We start from the raw sequence: 15,617 nt of genomic DNA, 5'->3' as shown, positions 1-15,617 counted from the left end.
GCCTTATCCATCCGCGAACGGCGAAGCGATGCCGGTCACCGGCGCATCGGCAGCCACCGCCTCGATGATCCGCTCGACGTCGTGCGCGCTCCTGTCCCACGTGAACTGGATCGCCCACTGCCGCGCGCGCCGCGCCATGCGTTCGCGCAGATCGTCGTCGGTCAGGACCGACACCAGTGCGCTCGTCAGGGCCACGATGTCGCCGTGCGGCACCAGCAGCCCGGTGTCGCCGTCGCGCACCGAGTCGCGCAGGCCCGGCACGTTGCTGGCCACCGTGGGCGTGCCGCACGCCGCGCCTTCGAGCACCGTCAGCCCCCACCCTTCCTTCTCGGACGTGTTGGCCAGCACGTGCGCCTTCTGCAGCATCGCCACCTTGAGGCCGCTGTCGACGAAGCCGAGGAAGTCGACGATGTCGGCAACGCCGAGGCGCTCGGCCATCTGCTGCAGATCGGCGCTGGCCGTGCCGTCGCCGACGATGGCAAGACGAACCCCCGGCACCAGCGGCCGAAGCTGCGCCAGCGCCTGCAGGAGAAGATCGACGCGCTTGTACGGCTCGGCGCGCCCCAGCCACACGATCAGCGGCGTCGGCGAGCGGTGGCGCGGGTCGGGATGGTAGAGGTCGCAGTCGACGCCGTTGGGAATGACCAGGATGCGCGAGCGGTCCAGGCCGCGCACGACGAGATCGTCGCGCGTGGATGGCGACACCGCGATCGACCAGCAGTCCCTGTACGCGCGGGGGATGAGCTTCTCGGAGAGATAGGTGACGGTGGCGATGGGAAACGCCACCTGCTGAAACGCCGTCGTGCCGAACAGGTGATGCACGATCGCCACGCACGGACGCGGCAGCAGCCACGGGCTCAGGAACGGCAGCTTGCACAGCACGTCGATGACGACCTCGTAGCGGCCCCGCGCGATCATGCGCCGCGCGATGATCGGCACCGCCAGGTAGTAGAAGTAGCGGTTGGTCAGCCGGACCACGCGCACGCCGTCGATGATCTCCTCTCGCCGGCAGCCGGGGAACGACGCGACCAGCACGGTCACTTCGTGTCCTGCCCGGGCGAGCCGCCCGAACGTCTCGAACAGATGCACCTCGGCGCCGCCGGCAAGCGGATTGCGAAGGTCGCGTTCGTTCAGGACCAGGATGCTGCGTGGCATGTTCGTCAAGAACCGGCTGCGCGCCTGCGCGCGGTGCCGCTCAGGTCGTCGGCGCGGGCTGCGTCCGGATGCGCCCGAGCATTGCCTGCAGGCGCAGCCACCACACCATCAGCAGAGCTTCGAGGGCGATCGACTTGTGCATCTTGGACGTACCGAGCTTGCGGTCGGCGAAGATGATCGGTGTCTCCTTGATGCGGCAGCCCAGCAGCCAGGCGCGGTAGGTCATCTCGATCTGGAAGCCGTATCCGTTCGACTGCACGCGATCGAGCTGAATGGCTTCGAGCGCCTTGCGGTGCCAGCACTTGAAGCCACCGGTGGCGTCGTTGACGGGCAGGCCGCCGAGCACGAACTTGGCGTACATGTTGCCGAAGTAGCTCAGCATCAGGCGCCCCATCGGCCAGTTCACCACCGTGATGCCTTCGATGTAGCGCGAGCCGAGCACCAGCTCGTGATCGCCTGCCAGCTCGTAGAAGGTCGGCAGCGAGGTCGGCGGATGGGAAAAGTCGGCATCCATCTGCACGATGAGGTCGGCCCCGAGCTCGATGGCGCGCTGGAACCCGGCGCGGTACGCGGGGCCGATGCCCTGCTTGCCGGGCCGGTGCAGCACGTGGATGCGCGGATTTGCCGCGGCCATCTCGTCCGCGATGCGTCCGGTGCCGTCGGGCGAATTGTCGTCGACGATCAGCACCTCGTTCTCGCCGTCCACGCCGAGAATGGCCGGGACGATGAGCGCCACGTTCTCCTTTTCGTTGTAGGTGGGGATGACGACGATCTTGCGCATGGGCCGGTGATTCGCAGGCTATACAAAAACCAGGGCCGGCACCATTGTCCGCGCGCCCGTGGAGTTCAGCGCAGACGCGGCATCCCATCGGCCCGCCGGCATCGCGCGCTCTTTCACGGCTCGAACGGCGACGACTTCAGCCGGATGTGCGAGCCTGTTCGAGCGATCGCCTCCTCGATCAAGGCCGCCGTGTCGTCGGTCACGCGGTCCCACGAGAAGCGTTCGCCCCATGCCCTGCCGCCGGCGATCAGTCGCGCGCGCAGCTCCCGATCCGTCAGCACCGCCACGATGGAGCGCGCCAGTGCCTCGGTATCGCCGTACTCGTACAGCAGCCCGGTCTCGCCGTGCCGCACCGAATCGCGCAGGCCCTTGACGTTGCTGGCCACCGCCGGTGTTCCGCACGCATTGCCTTCGATGACCGTCATGCCCCAGCCTTCCTTCTCCGAGGTCTGCACGACCACCGCGGCCCGGCCGAGCCAGGCCAGCTTCTCCTCTTCGGGAACGAAGCCGGTGAACTCCACGTACTGGCTCAGCCCGAGCTCGCGTACCTTGGCTTCCAGCGCCGGCCGCGCCGTTCCGGCGCCGACAAAGACGAGCCTTGCATCCGGAACTTCCCGCACCACGCCGGCCATTGCATCGACCATGTGGTCGGTGCTCTTGTACTTCTCCAGACGGCCGATCCACAGGACGATGGGCCTTCGCGACAGCCCGTCGTCGGGCGCCACGTGCGTGTCCTGATCGACGCCGGGTGGCACCACCCAGATCTGAGCCGGCACCACGCCGCGATCGATCAGGTCCTCCTTGGTGCTCGGCGAGATCGCCAGCATCGGCACGCCCCTGTACACGTACGGGATCAGCTTCTCCGACAGCCACGTGATCAGCGCCGCCACGATGTTGACCTGCCGGAAGGCGGTCGTGCCGAACAGATGGTGCACGATGGCGAAGCACGGGACGTTCACGAACCACGGGCTCAGGAACGGGATCTTGTTGAGGACGTCGACGACGACGTCGTAGCCGCCGCGCCGCGCCTCCCGGCGCGCGACCCACGGCGCGACGGCGTAGTAGGGATAGCGGTTGACGAGGCGCCGCACGCGAACGCCCTGCACCATCTCCTCCCTGGCGCAGCCGGGATAGGTCGCCGCCAGCAGGGTTACCTCGTGCCCGCGCTCGACCAGGCGCCGGAAGATCTCGAAGATGTGGATCTCGGCTCCGCCGGCCAGCGGGCTCTTCACGTCGCGTTCGTTGAGGACGAGGATGCGCCGCTTCATCGGTGGCTCGCCGTGGTGCCATCGCGAGCCGCCTGCGGATGCGCTTGCATCGCGCCGGCCAGCGGCCGCGCGCGAGCGGCTTCCATCTGCTCCTGGAGCGACAGCCGCGCTCGATGCAACGGGCGCATAGTATTGCTGGCGCGATTTCTCAACGCAGCCCGAGGTCCTTCAGAGGCAGCGGACGTCCGCGCAGCGCGTCCATCCACCCCCTTGCCTTGATGACGACGCCGGCTCCCTCGCCGCGAACGCTGCGCCGCAGCAGCTGGAACGGAAAGGTCGCGAGGATGCAGGCCGCCATCCATGCCACCTGCCATGGCCGGCCATGGCGGCGCGCGTAGAGCACGCTGTTGCGCGCCGACAGATACTTGCGAAAGCCGCCGTAGTAGGAGGCGCCGCCCGAGCTGCCGTGCACGCGATGGATGACGCGCGAGCGCCCCACGTAGCGGCACTTCCATCCGGCGCCGGCGGCGCGCGCGGCCCAGTCCACGTCCTCGTGATAGGCGAAGAAGCTCTCGTCGAAGCCGCCGACCTCGGCCAGCGCGCGCGATCGAAACAGCAATGCGCATCCGGGAATCCACTCGACATCGTGCTCGCCGTGGTAGCGCGGGCCGTCGGAGGCGTCCTCGCCTTCGAGCGCGACCAGGCTCTGGCGCCACGTCACGCGTCCCCACGCGACCCACACGCGGCTCGCATCGTCGGCGCGCAGGATGCGGCTGCCGAGAACGCCGGCGCAGGGATTCGCGGCCGCACTTTCCAGCAGCGGCGCCAGCGCGTCCCTTTCGACCACGGCGTCGTTGTTCAGCACCCAGATGAAGTCGGCGCCGCGTGCCGCGGCGTAGCGGATGCCGGCGTTGTTGCCGCCCGCGTAGCCGCGGTTGGCGCCCGTGAACAGGATGGGCACCTGCGGAGCGACGGCCTTGATCGGGGCGGCCGGGCTCTGCCGCGAGCCGTTGTCGACGACGAGGATGTCCAGTTCCGCGTCGCCCGTTTCGAGCGCGAGCAAGCTCTGCACGCAGGCGACGGTGTCGTCGGTGCCGTTCCAGTTCAGCACCACCGCCGTCACGCGCACGCGCCCGCTCACGCCGCATCTCCCGCCGCCAGCGATCCGGCTGCCGTCTCGTAGACGGCGCGCGTGCGCTGCGCAGCGTCCTTCCAGGAGAAGCGCACGGCGTGGGCGCGGCCGCGGCGCGAAAGGTCGGCAACGGTGCGGTCGTCGGTCATCAGCCGCTCGATCCACTGCGCCAGCTCGCCTGCATCGGGCCGCTCCAGCAGAACGCCGGCATCGCCGGCGACCTCGGGCAGCGAGCTGTTGCGCAGCGCGACCACGGGGCAACCGGCGGCCATCGCCTCGAGCACCGTCAGCCCGAAGCCTTCGTAGGCCGACGGCGAGACCATGCAGCGCATCGAGCCGAAGAACGCCGACAGTTCCTCGTCCTCCAGCGGCCCGAGATAGACGATGCGTGCATCCGCGCCCGGCGCCCGGAACGCCGGCCGGTAGCCTGGGCGCATTCGCCCTGCGATGACGAGCCGCCAGTCGCGCGTGCCGGCGGCGCGCAGGAAGGCCTCGACGAGCAGGTCGATGTTCTTGCGCGGCTGCACCGTGCCGAGATAGCCGCAGGCGGGACGCTCGATGCCGCGCCGGCCGCGCCAGGCGGCGATGTCGGCGGCGCTTGCCGGATGGATGCGCGGCGAAGGGGCTTCGGCGATGACGCGCACGCGCGCGGAGGCTTCGGGAAAGAATCGTGCGACGTCGGCCGCCGTGCTGCGCGAGGGGACGATGACGGCACGCGCGCGGCGCAGCGCCTTCGGCGTCTCCCAGCGAAGATGAAAGCGCTGCGGCCAGCCGAAGCTCGAGGGCAGGACGTAGTTGGCGAGGTCATGGATCGTGACGACCGCCGGAATCGTCAGGCGCCGCGGCACGACGCCCTTGGTACCGTGATAGAGATCGAAGCGCTCGCGCGCCAGCGCCGACGGGACGCGCACGTGGTCCCAAAGCGGCTGCTCCCACGGCGAGCGCAGCCGCACCTCACGCACGTCGGCGAACGCGGCAAAGGCCTGCGGCTGATCGGTCAGCACGACGAACTCGTCGTCGGGAAACTCCTCCACCAGCGAGCGCACCAGCTCGACCGCGTAGGTTGCGGGCCCGCCGACCGTGCCTGCCACTGCGCCGATGGCGATCTTCATGCCGCGGGCTCCATGGAATCCTGCGAGGACGGCGCAGGATACCCCGAGGCCGCGAACAGGCGATCGGGCGGCGGCCCGATCTCGCCGCGCGCGGCGGCGCGCACGCCTGCCACGAGGGCCGAGGCGATGTCACTGCGCCCGCGCAGCAGATAGCCGGCGGCGCTGGCGGCAATGAGCGCGCCGTAGCCGGCAGCGAAGAAGGCGCGGCGACCGGGGCCGAGCCTTCGCGCGGCCACCGACCACAGGTTGCGTGCCTTGAGATACGCCGCCAGCGGCGTCATGCCGCCGGCGAAGCCGCGCCGTCCTTCGTGCCCCACCTCGCCGGCCGGCACGACCGTGGGAGCGAAGCCCGCCTGGCGCGCGCGCAGGCACAGGTCGACTTCCTCGTAGTAGGCGAACAGCGTTTCGTCGAAGCCGCCGACGCGCTCATACAGAGCGCGCGGAATCAGGATCGCGCAGCCGCTGATCCCGCCCACGCGATGCGGCCGCTGGCGCCGCGCTCGCGGCCGCAGCAGCGATCGCGGCGCCCAAAGCAGCGAGGGCCAGTAGCGCTCGCCCACCGATTCGACGGCGCCGCCGGGCCGGTCGCGCGATACCGTGGGACCGATCGGGCCCGCCGCGCGCGAGGTGCGAAGCGCCGCGGCCAGCTCCTGCAGAGTCCCCGGCGCGATGCGCGTGTCGCTGTTGAGCACCAGCACCGCCTCGCATCCAGCCCCGAACAGGCGCTCGAGCGCGACGTTGTTGCCGCCTGCGTAGCCGAGGTTGTGCTCCAGCAGGAGCAGCTCGACGTCGAGGCGGCCGCGGATCCCTTCTTCGAGCTCGGCCCGTTGCATCGGTGCCGAGCCGTTGTCCACGACCAGCACATGCGCGTTCTGGTAGCCGTCGCCCGCCAGCGAGTGCAGGCACTCGAGCGTGCGGCGCGCGTCGTTGAAGCAGAGCACCGCCACGCCCATGCGCGGCCGCTCGCGCTGCAGCGCCTCGGCGCCGGCAACGGCCACGCTCCAGCAGCGGCCGAGCGCGTCGCGGCCGAACCTCGACCGCATCAGCTCGCGCGCCTGGGATCCGAGGCGCGCGCGAAGATCGGCATCGTCGGCGAGGCGCGCGATGGCATCGGCCAGGGCACGCCCGTCGGCGGCGCAGGTCAGGATCTCGCGCCCGGAAACGAAGACCTCGGCGACCGCGGGCGTATCGGCGGTGACGATGGCGCGGCCGACCAACGCCGCCTCGTAGACCTTGTTCGGAATCACCATGCGCGCCTTGCGCGAGGCGCCGAAGATGCCGAGCACGATGTCGGCGCGCGCGATGCGGCCGGCCAGCTCCTCGTAGGCGACCCAGTCGATGAGCTGCACCCGCGCCCTCGTCGCACGCAACGCGGGCTCGATGCGCGCGCGTTCCTCGCCCGTGCCGATGAACGTGAACAGCAGATCCAGGCGCGAAGCCAGCCGCCCGACTGCATCGACGATCACGTCCAGGCCGTGCAGCGGCAGATACTGGCCGAAGTACAGCACCTCCACCGTGCCCGAGTCATGTTTCGCATCGGAGCAGATGCTCGAATGCAAGACCTGCCCCCCTTCCCGATCGAAAGCGTCGAGGTCGGCGCCGAGGTGGCATACCAGCATCCGGGAGGGCTCCACGCCGATCTCTTCGACGAAGTAGCGCCTGTGCTCGTCGGTGTCGGTGACGACGACGTCGGCGGCGCGGCAGGTCAGGCGATCGAGCGCGCGCAGCGCCGAATGCGCAAGCGAGCCGTGGTCGTAGACGCGCCGGTCCTCGACCAGCGTTTCGGTCAACGTCACCAGCGGCGCGAACACGATGCGCGGCCGCGAGCGCAGCGTCAGCACGCGCAGCAGCAGGACGTCGAGCTGGCCGTTGAAGCCGATGAGCGCCACCGGTGCACCGCCGCTGCGGCGCCACACGCCCGCCAGCCGCCACGCCGCGCCGAGCCAGGCCAGCGCGTGCCGCGGCAGAGCGGCCGGCGCGAAGAACGCCGCATCCTTGTCGCGCGTGCGCTCCCAAAGCGGCTCGTGGATCTCCACCAGCGTGTAGCCGCCCGAACGCACCGCATCGGCGTAGATGCGATTGGCGCTGTGTCCGCGGTTGTAGGTGCCGAAGAAGGCGACCCGCATGTCACTGCCGGCCCGCCGGCGGGCCTGCCTGCGGCAGCGGATCCACGGCCGTGATCGGCTCGGGCCTGGGATACTCGCGCAGCTCGAGCCGGCGGATGCGCAGCAGCGAGTCTTCGAGAATGCGCCGGCTCGATCCCATGAGGTCGGCCATCAGGCCGATCAGGATGGTCTGAAAGCCCGCCAGCAGCAGCACCGCCGCCAGCACCAGGCTCTGGATGTGCCCGCCGCCGCCCTCGGTGAAGAAGTACCACATGAAGCGCAGGCCGATGGCGCCGCCGCCCGAGAGCAGCAGCAGCCCGATGATCGTGAAGACGCGCATCGGCTCGTAGAGCGCGTAGATGCGCACCAGCGTCGAGATGCTGCGCAGAATGTAGCTCGGGATGCCGGGAAACAGGCGCGAAGGCCGCTTCTGCGGGTTGGCGTCGATGTCGACGTGCGCGACGAAGAGCTGCTTCTTGCCCGCCTGGATCACGGTCTCCAGCGTGTAGGTGAAATCCGAGACGACGTTCATGCGCAGCGCCGCCTCGCGCGAGAACGCCCGGAAGCCGCTGGTGGCATCCGGAATGTGAAGCCCCGACAGGCGACTGACCACCCACGAGCCGATGACCTGCAGCAGCCGCTTGAGCGGCGAGAAGTGGGCCAGCCGCCCCGGCCGGCGGTTGCCAACCACGATGTCGGCCTCGTGGTGAAGGATCGGATCGATCAGGCGCTGAATCTGGTCGCCCCGATATTGGTGGTCCGCATCTGTGTTTACAATTATGTCGGCACCGAGCTTGAGGGCGAAGTCGAGGCCCGACGAGAATGCACGCGCCAGCCCCTGATTGACCGGCACCCGCAGCACGTGGTCGGCGCCGCAACGGCGCGCCACTTCAGAAGTCCCGTCGGTGCTGCCGTCGTCGACGACGACCACCGCGATCTCGTCGACGCCCGTAAGCGTTCGCGGAAGATCGGCCATGGTCTCCGCCAACACCGCTTCCTCATTGAAACAGGGGATCTGGATGACGACCTTCACCGCAGGCGTTATGTCAGGAATGCTTCCGGTGTGCATCAATGGGCGTCCATCGCGTCGCCGGGTCGGCGCCGCGGCTGGCGTTGCGGCGGGGGCGGACGGCTTGCCGATGGCATTCGGGGAGTGCTGGCAGGATGTCTCTGAGTGAGACGGCCGCGCGCCGCGCAAGCAGCGAAAATCTTCGGCAAAACTCCTCGCGAAACGGCCGTATCCGTCCTTGACAATAACGCGACACGGCCCTTATAACTGCCCCCGACCTGCCAGGGGAGGCCGGCCAATACATCAGCCAGGGCATCTTTTGCAGGAGCTGGGGAGGAGATCGCTCCCCTGGTGGAAACAACGTCGGTCCGAGCGGGAGGGAGTTCCGCAAAGGCCGCAGCAAGAACCCAAACTGTCGACAGCAATTTGTGGGAGGAGAGTCCGAATGAAGAAACTGATTATGCCCATGGCTGCCCTTGCCCTCGTCGGTTACGCGGGCACGGCCAGCGCTCAATGTGATTTCAACGTGGTTGCGAAGGCGAAGGGTCTGAAGAGCTCGATGATTCGCGCCTATGCCGCCTGCCCGTCGACCGAGAACCCGGTCGTCAACACCGAGACCAGCGGCGGCACGCCCGCCTGCGAGCCCGTCACTCCTAACAAGGACGAAGCGGGAACCGGCCAGGGCACCGAGTTTCTGTTTGATCCGGCCGGCAAGGGCGGCTGCAGCGTTTCGACCAGCGGCAAGCTGGTTCCCGACTGCGCGACCGTGACCGACTCGAACGACGAGTTGCTCGAGCTGCCTCCGGGCCCGTGCCACATCGTGTACGTCAAGAGCAAGTGCAAGGGCATCATGCAGAGCGACGGCACGACCCCGATCGGCCCGGACGATTCGGGCTGGACGCTGGCGACCCTGAGCCGCGCCTCGCTGAACGACGGCAACGGAACGGGCAACGGCGACATGACCGTCATCGACTTCCCGGTGACGTTCTACTTCGACGATCCGAGCAACGGCGGCCTCTCGCTCGACGCGAACAGCGCCGAGGCTCTGAAGCCCTTCGTTGGTCCGACCGGCGCGGCGCTGCCGACCTGCACCCAGATCCAGGTCGTCGACATCATGATCAAGGATCCGGATGGCCGTCCCTTCGCGGCTCTCGGCGGCGGCTCGGCTAGCAAGAGCGACCTGCCCGAGCCCCAGTAACGAACCGCGGCGCAAGCCACGGTCCTGACGACGGGGCGGTGCAGAAATGCACCGCCCCGTTTTTTTTCGTTCGATCCGGGCACTACTGGCTACCCGGTGGCTCCTGAGCTCATACCTGCGCTGGCACGCGGCGCGATCGCCGTCTACGCCTGCGCCCTGGCTCCGGGGCAGGGGTGGTGGCGCGGGCGGCAATCCTCGCTTCCGCGGCTGTGGGCGCAGGTCCTCGTCAGCGTGCTCTGCACGACGGCGGTGGCTTCCTCTCTGGCAGCCTTCGAGAGCTTCTCACTGGCGTCGGTGGTGCTGGGCAACGGCTTCATCACTTTCGTCGGCTTCCTCTACCAGCTGCTCATCCGCGGCCGCGACGAATCGATCCCGGTCTGGCACGACCGGATCGGGCCGCTCGTCTTCCTGCTGGCCCTGCTCGCCTACTGGCCGCCCTATCCCACGTTCCTGGCCGCCTCCGACGCGAGCGCCTATCTCGATACCGGCGTCGCGCTGGCGCGCACCGGCAAGTTCGCCGTCGACGACGAGCTGGCACCCAGGCTCAGCCCGATCCTGCGGCGGAGCCTGTTCGACTCGATGTCGCAGGTGGTCGGGGGCGGCGGCCCGCCGTATCGCCGCGTGCCGGGCGCGCTGCTGATGCATTCGCTCGAGGACACCAGGGCGTGGCCGGCGTTCTTTCCGGTGCCCTCGGTGTGGGCGGCGCTCGTCACCGAGATTGCCGGCGCGCGCGCGGCACCGGCCTATGCGACGTTCTTCGCGGCGCTGGCCGTGTGGACGACGTTCGTTCTGGTCAGGCGCTGGCTGACGCTGCCATGGACGCTGCTGGCCGTGGCGGTCATTGCCGGCAACGGAGCGGCGTATTATTCGGCACATTTCGCGATGTCGGAGCAGCCGGCGTGGTACCTGGCCTGGGCCGGCCTGACCGCAGCCGCGGCCTACGATCACAAGCGTGGCCACGCCGACATCGTCCTTGCTGCGGCAGCGTTCGGCGCGGCCATGCTCCTGCGCATCGACTTTGCGATCTTCCTGGCCGGCACGCTGGTGCTGCTGCCCTCCTTCCGCGCCGCCGCGACCGCTTCGTCCGAGTCGACGGCCGCGCCGCTGCCGCCGGCGTTCTTCGCGATGATCGGGGCCTGGGCGCTGCTGACAGCGGTCGAGCTCGTGCGCGTGCCGGGATCGTACGCGGCGCCCCTGCTCGACAATGGAACGAACGCGCGCGTCCTGCTCCTGTATCTCCTCGTCCACCACGCAACGCTGCTCGCCGTCGGCGCCGTCGCGGCGAGCATTGCGGCGGCTGCCCTTGCTTGGTGGCTCGGGTGGAGGCGCGCGCTGCGCTTCGGCTTCGTCCTCGCGCTGGTGGCCGGGCACGCGGCGGTCTCCTCATTCCTTGCCACGCGCACGCCGCTTTGGCTGTCGTTCTACATGGGATGGGCAGGACTGGCCCTGGCCGCCGCCGGCACCGTCATCGTCTGGCAGCGCCGCCGCGAGCTGCCCGGCAGCGCCATGGTGCTGGCGCTGCTGGCCGTCACGTCGCTGGTGCTGTTCTACAACCCGCACGTGCATCCGACGTTGCCGTGGGGCGTGCGTCGTTACGTTCCTGTGCTACTGCCAGGACTGCTGCTGCTGGCGGTCGCAGCGGCAGAGCACGCGTGGCGCCGCCATCCGGCGGCAGGCGTGATCGCCGTGGCGGCGCTGCTCTTCGGCGTCGTCGCCGGTGGCCGCACGGTCTGGGGCAAGCCGCTCTACCAGGGCGCCACCGAACAGCTCGAGGAGGTCGTCGCGGCCATTCCCGACGGCGGCCTGATCGCGATCAACCGCACCCTCAGCGCGCACATGCTCGGTCCGGCGCTGTGGCTGCTGTACGGGCGCAACAACGTCTCGGTCTACCCCGACACCACCAAGGTCGGACGCCAGCAGCTCTCCGCGCTGGTGCATGCGTTCCCGAACGTGCCCGTGTACTTCGTCACCGGCGGCTTCGGTCGTCCGCAGCCGGCGGCGTTCGTGCGCGGGAGCCTGGTCGGCCGTACCCGCGTGCATCTTCCACTGCTGGAAGCGACGCACGACCGGCTGCCGGTAAGGATCGAGCGCTATCTCGCCCCGATCGCGATCTACAAGCTCGAGCGCAGCCTGAACGGCAAGGGCGAGCCGATCCGGTGACGCTCAATTCGCGTAGCCGAGGCTGCGAAGCTGGCGCAGCAGATCGGCATCGGGCGCGGCGCTCGACTGCGGCAGCGGCTGGCGCTCCAGCTGCAAACCGCGCGCGGCCACGATGCCCTGAAGCTCGCGCAGCTTGTTGCCCGCCGTCAGGCGCGCCAGCGCATCGGCCTGCGGCGACAGCAGGTTGTGCTTCTCGCGCGGGTCGGAGAACACGTGGAACACCTCGCTGGCGAACGGGTTGTCGGGCCGGAAGATCGCCTTGTAGGCGTGGCCGCGCAGGGCATAGCTCATATCGAGCGGCGACTTGACGTAGCCGCTCAGCTGCACGCGCGCCGGCACCGGCGCCGATTGCGGCAGCGCGATCAGCGGCAGCAGCGAGGCGCCGTCGGGCGCGAGCGAACCATCCAGGCCCGCGATGTCGAGGATCGTGGCCGCCACGTCTTCGAGCCGAACCTGCCATCCCGCGATGCTGCCGCGCGCGACGCCGCCGCGGGAGCGCGGCGGAACCACCACCAGCGGCACGCGCAGCAGCTCGTCGTAGAGGGTGTGTCCGTGCAGAAATCCGCCGTGATCCCACAGCTCTTCGCCGTGATCGGAGGTGACGATGAGCCAGGCGCTGTCGAGGGCGCCGCTCTCGTTCAAGGCGTCGTAGAGACGTCCGAGCTGCGCGTCCGTGTATTCGACCTCGGCACGATAGCGTGCTCGCACTTCACGCCGCGTCGCCTCCGAGGTGGGCTTGTACTGCAGCTCACCGAGCGAATCGCAGCTTGCGCAGTCGGAGCGCTCCGCTCCGAATCCCGCAGGGGCCGAGAACGGCCAGTGCGGATCCATGACGTGCAGCATCGTGAAGAAGGGCCGGCCTTGGATGCGGCGCTGCCACTGAAGCGCCAGCGTCACACCGTCGTCGGCGGTGCCGTGATACGGACGAAACAGCAGATGCCCGCGGCCGAAGCCGAAATAGGGTCGCAGATACGGATTGTTGACGAAGGCGCCGACGACGTAGCCGGCATCTCGCAGCGCCGGGCCCAGATAGCAGGCGCGCGGCTCGCCCGGCAGGACCTCCCACGGCGAGACGCTGGCGCCTGCGCGGTGGCGGTGCGGGTTCCATCCGCTGAGCAGGCTGACGGTGGCGGGCAGCGTCCATGGCGCCGGCGAGATCGCCTGCGTGAACGTCACGCCATCACCGGCGATGCGAGCCAGGTGCGGCATCCACGTCTTCAGGCCCGGCATCGCGCCTGCGGCATCGGCGCGGAGCGTGTCGATGACGACCAGAAGGACCGACTCGCGCGCGGCGCCGGCCTTCGCGGTGCGCTGCGTGCCGGCGGTGGGCAGCATGCAAAGCGCGATCGCGATCGCGGCTGCGGCGCCGAGCACGACGGCCGCGCCGCGGAGCCGGCCACGCGCAAGAACGTACGCGAGCAGGCCGCATGTCGCCGCGGCGGCTGCGATCGTGGCCGCCGCGACGGCGCGCTCGCCCGCCGCCACATCGTCGGCCGCGCGATACATCGCCCCTCCGGCGAGCAGGAACGCCACCAGCGTTCCCGCCGAGACCTCGCGAGCACAACGAGCGTCGCGCCGCCGCGCCGCCGCCGCAGCCAGCGCGGCACCGACGATGGCGCCGAGCGCCGCGAGCCACCAGCGGCTGCTCAGGCTTGCGCCGGTCCATGCGGTCAGCACCGCGTGCGGCTCGAGCCACCACCAGCCGAACATCGCCAGCGCGCACGACGACTGCGCGACCAGCGACGCGCTCTCGACGGCTGAAGCGGACCGTGGTGCCGAGAGTGCGGGCGAGCCGGCAGACACGACGGGTGTTGCAGCGTGAACGGCCGCGTCGGGTGCTGCGGCGGCGTCGGATGCACCGCGCGTCGGAGTGCGCGCGGTGACGCCGGCCGGTGCCGCACGCTGGCGCAGGATGAAAGCCACAGCGCGCTCGGCAATCCACACGAGCGCGAGCGGCATCGCGGCCAGCGCCGCGTTCCACCACAGGAGCGTCGCGATAGCCGGCCCGCCGTACCCCTGCCCCCGCGCGATCAGCAGCGAGCAGATCAGGGCGACGACGGAGGCCGTCACCGGAGGCCGGCCGCCGCCAGGCCGGCAAATTCGATCAGTGTGCAGTCGCGGGCGATGCCCGCGACATCATCGGAGGGAGCGCCGAGCTCGAGCGCACGCAGGAGATCGGGCCGCGCCGCGGCCGAGCGTCCGCGCGCGCAGCGTACGGCGGCACGGGCCAGATGCGCGGGGGCGTAATCGGGCTCGCTGCGAAGCGCACGCGACAGCTCGAACTGCGCCTGCGCATACTCACCGCGCCCCGACAGCACTGACGCCAGGTTGTAGCGCATGCGTGCCGAAGCGGGAGCCACCTGCACCGCCCGCGACCACAGCGTCGATTCGTCGCGCCAGTGCATCATCGTCTCGCGCGTGGCCGCCGACAGAGCGGCGATGGCCAGGATCGCAGCCGCCATCGGCGCCAGCGATGCGGGCGCCGGCAACAGTGATGCCGCCTGCTGCGCTCGGGTCAGAAGCAGCGCGAGTCCGACGCCGAGCGCCGGCAACAACAGATACGCGTGCCGGTCGGCCCCGGGCTCGTGCAGCCCGCCCCACACCGACAGGCAGATCGCCGCCAGCGTGATCCACGCGGCACAGAACAGGAGCGGCCGCGGCTCGCTTCGCCGCGCAGCGCGCAGACATGCCGCCAGCGTGATCGCCGCAACCGTCAGCAGCAGCGTGGTTGCACCGGCCGCGGCCAGGACTTCTTCGCCGCCTGCGACATCGGGGCGGAACCGGCGCAGGTCCGGATACTCGGGGGACAGTGCCGCCGGCCACGCGATGGTCGCGGCGTAGTGCAGCACAGTGGCGCCGACACGCGCGTATCCGTCGATGCCGATGTTCGGGCCAAACGGCCCGATGACTCCGTAAGCGATGGCAAGTGCGACGCCGCCAGCGATGCCGACGCTCAATGCGCGCGCCGCCGCCAGCGAGCGCGGTGCCAGCGCACACGCCGATGCGGCCGCGAGCACGGGAACGAAGGCCAGCGCGCTCTCCTTGGCTCCGACCGCGAGCAGCAGCGCGGCGGCCGCCAGCGCCGCTGCGCCGCGCAGCCAGGCCAGCAGCGCGATCAGCCCTGATGCCACTGCCAGAAGGTCGCGCCGGCCCGCGACGTACGCCGCCGCTTCGACCGCCAGCGGATGGGCCGCCGCGCAGATGGCAGCCACGACGCTGGCGGTGGCGCCGGCGCCGAGGGCGCGCGCGACGGCGACGGTGCAAGCGGCGACGAGACCGTGCCAGGCAACATTATGAGCGTGATAGACGGCGGCCGATCCGCCGAGCGATCCATCCAGGAGATAGCTCGCCCATCGCACCGGCCGGTATGGCAGGCTGCCGCCCAGCCACAGCGGCCATCCATCGCTGCCGATCAGGGCGCGGTCGTCGAAAACGAAGCCGAAGCCGAGCGCAGGAAGATACAGGGCGATGGCGAACGCCGCCGCCAGCAGCTCGGGCCATCCGATGCCGGTGCCGGCAGCGATGCCGCGTCGCTGAATCCATCGCCGCCGACTGACTGCCATCGCGGGATGATAGCGATGCATGCTCGCCTCTTCCAAACAGCCGTCCTCGCGATCGGGCCGCCGACCGACGCCGTTCCCGCGTTCATCGGCAAGCCTGCGCAGCTGCGGCCGAGGGCGCGCGCGGGATTTGTCAAATGACCATACCTGGGCTTATTTTCCGTGCGCCGCGCGGGGGTGGCTCTCGTCCGAGAAGT

The 15,617-nt window shown here is 69.9% G+C and carries 11 protein-coding genes; 2 read left to right on the top strand and 9 right to left on the bottom strand.

What is annotated here, in order from left to right; genetic code table 11:
- Positions 1-3: 3 nt before the first annotated feature.
- The 7 genes from VEC57_14025 to VEC57_13995 form a co-directional block, all read right to left on the bottom strand.
- Entirely contained in the window at positions 4-1,155 is a 1,152-nt protein-coding gene (locus tag VEC57_14025; protein HYC00249.1) for a glycosyltransferase family 4 protein, read from the bottom strand.
- Between the two features lie 40 nt (positions 1,156-1,195).
- On the bottom strand, positions 1,196-1,936 hold the full coding sequence (locus tag VEC57_14020) for a polyprenol monophosphomannose synthase (protein ID HYC00248.1): 741 nt from the start codon (positions 1,934-1,936) through the stop codon (positions 1,196-1,198).
- A gap of 113 nt (positions 1,937-2,049) precedes the next feature.
- Entirely contained in the window at positions 2,050-3,204 is a 1,155-nt protein-coding gene (locus VEC57_14015; protein HYC00247.1) for a glycosyltransferase family 4 protein, read from the bottom strand.
- Between the two features lie 148 nt (positions 3,205-3,352).
- Positions 3,353-4,285 (bottom strand): glycosyltransferase family 2 protein, encoded by a 933-nt coding sequence (locus VEC57_14010; protein HYC00246.1) that lies wholly within the window; start codon positions 4,283-4,285, stop codon positions 3,353-3,355.
- The gene (locus VEC57_14005; GenBank protein HYC00245.1) at positions 4,282-5,388 is read right to left on the bottom strand and encodes a glycosyltransferase family 1 protein; all 1,107 of its coding nucleotides are present in this window, start codon (positions 5,386-5,388) and stop codon (positions 4,282-4,284) included. The genes VEC57_14010 and VEC57_14005 overlap by 4 nt, the downstream gene beginning before the upstream one ends.
- Complete coding sequence (locus VEC57_14000) at positions 5,385-7,514, bottom strand: glycosyltransferase (protein HYC00244.1); 2,130 nt, start codon at positions 7,512-7,514, stop codon at positions 5,385-5,387. Before VEC57_14000 ends, VEC57_14005 begins: the two co-directional genes overlap by 4 nt.
- A gap of 1 nt (position 7,515) precedes the next feature.
- Positions 7,516-8,562 carry a glycosyltransferase family 2 protein gene (locus VEC57_13995; GenBank protein HYC00243.1) on the bottom strand — a complete coding sequence of 349 codons (1,047 nt, stop codon included), beginning with the start codon at positions 8,560-8,562 and terminating at the stop codon, positions 7,516-7,518.
- Between the two features lie 385 nt (positions 8,563-8,947).
- On the opposite strand from VEC57_13995, the gene VEC57_13990 reads away from it, so the two are divergent.
- Both VEC57_13990 and VEC57_13985 read left to right on the top strand, forming a co-directional pair.
- The gene (locus VEC57_13990; GenBank protein ID HYC00242.1) at positions 8,948-9,700 is read left to right on the top strand and encodes a hypothetical protein; all 753 of its coding nucleotides are present in this window, start codon (positions 8,948-8,950) and stop codon (positions 9,698-9,700) included.
- A 96-nt stretch (positions 9,701-9,796) separates the two neighbouring features.
- Positions 9,797-11,860, top strand: a complete 2,064-nt coding sequence (locus VEC57_13985) for a hypothetical protein (GenBank protein HYC00241.1) — start codon at positions 9,797-9,799, stop codon at positions 11,858-11,860.
- A 3-nt stretch (positions 11,861-11,863) separates the two neighbouring features.
- On the opposite strand, the gene VEC57_13980 is transcribed toward VEC57_13985, so the two are convergent.
- Both VEC57_13980 and VEC57_13975 read right to left on the bottom strand, forming a co-directional pair.
- Positions 11,864-13,930: a sulfatase gene (locus tag VEC57_13980; GenBank protein ID HYC00240.1), complete on the bottom strand. Its 2,067-nt coding sequence runs from the start codon at positions 13,928-13,930 to the stop codon at positions 11,864-11,866.
- Positions 13,927-15,444: a hypothetical protein gene (locus VEC57_13975; GenBank protein ID HYC00239.1), complete on the bottom strand. Its 1,518-nt coding sequence runs from the start codon at positions 15,442-15,444 to the stop codon at positions 13,927-13,929. The genes VEC57_13980 and VEC57_13975 overlap by 4 nt, the downstream gene beginning before the upstream one ends.
- Between the last annotated feature and the right edge of the window lie 173 nt (positions 15,445-15,617).

The sequence above is a fragment of the Candidatus Limnocylindrales bacterium genome (genome assembly GCA_035626395.1).
Classification (GTDB): Bacteria; Desulfobacterota; Binatia; order UBA1149; family CAITLU01; genus DASPNH01.
Note: the sequence above shows the minus strand (reverse complement) of the source record. Positions and strands in the feature narration are given on the sequence as shown.

Excerpts from the sequence above, each read along its gene's own strand:
- VEC57_13990 (HYC00242.1), top strand. The coding sequence starts at position 8,948 with ATGAAGAAACTGATTATGCCCATGGCTGCCCTTGCCCTCGTCGGTTAC.
- VEC57_13975 (HYC00239.1), bottom strand. The coding sequence starts at position 15,444 with ATGCATCGCTATCATCCCGCGATGGCAGTCAGTCGGCGGCGATGGATT.
- VEC57_13995 (HYC00243.1), bottom strand. The coding sequence starts at position 8,562 with ATGCACACCGGAAGCATTCCTGACATAACGCCTGCGGTGAAGGTCGTC.
- VEC57_14020 (HYC00248.1), bottom strand. The coding sequence starts at position 1,936 with ATGCGCAAGATCGTCGTCATCCCCACCTACAACGAAAAGGAGAACGTG.
- VEC57_14005 (HYC00245.1), bottom strand. The coding sequence starts at position 5,388 with ATGAAGATCGCCATCGGCGCAGTGGCAGGCACGGTCGGCGGGCCCGCA.
- VEC57_14000 (HYC00244.1), bottom strand. The coding sequence starts at position 7,514 with ATGCGGGTCGCCTTCTTCGGCACCTACAACCGCGGACACAGCGCCAAT.
- VEC57_14025 (HYC00249.1), bottom strand. The coding sequence starts at position 1,155 with ATGCCACGCAGCATCCTGGTCCTGAACGAACGCGACCTTCGCAATCCG.
- VEC57_14015 (HYC00247.1), bottom strand. The coding sequence starts at position 3,204 with ATGAAGCGGCGCATCCTCGTCCTCAACGAACGCGACGTGAAGAGCCCG.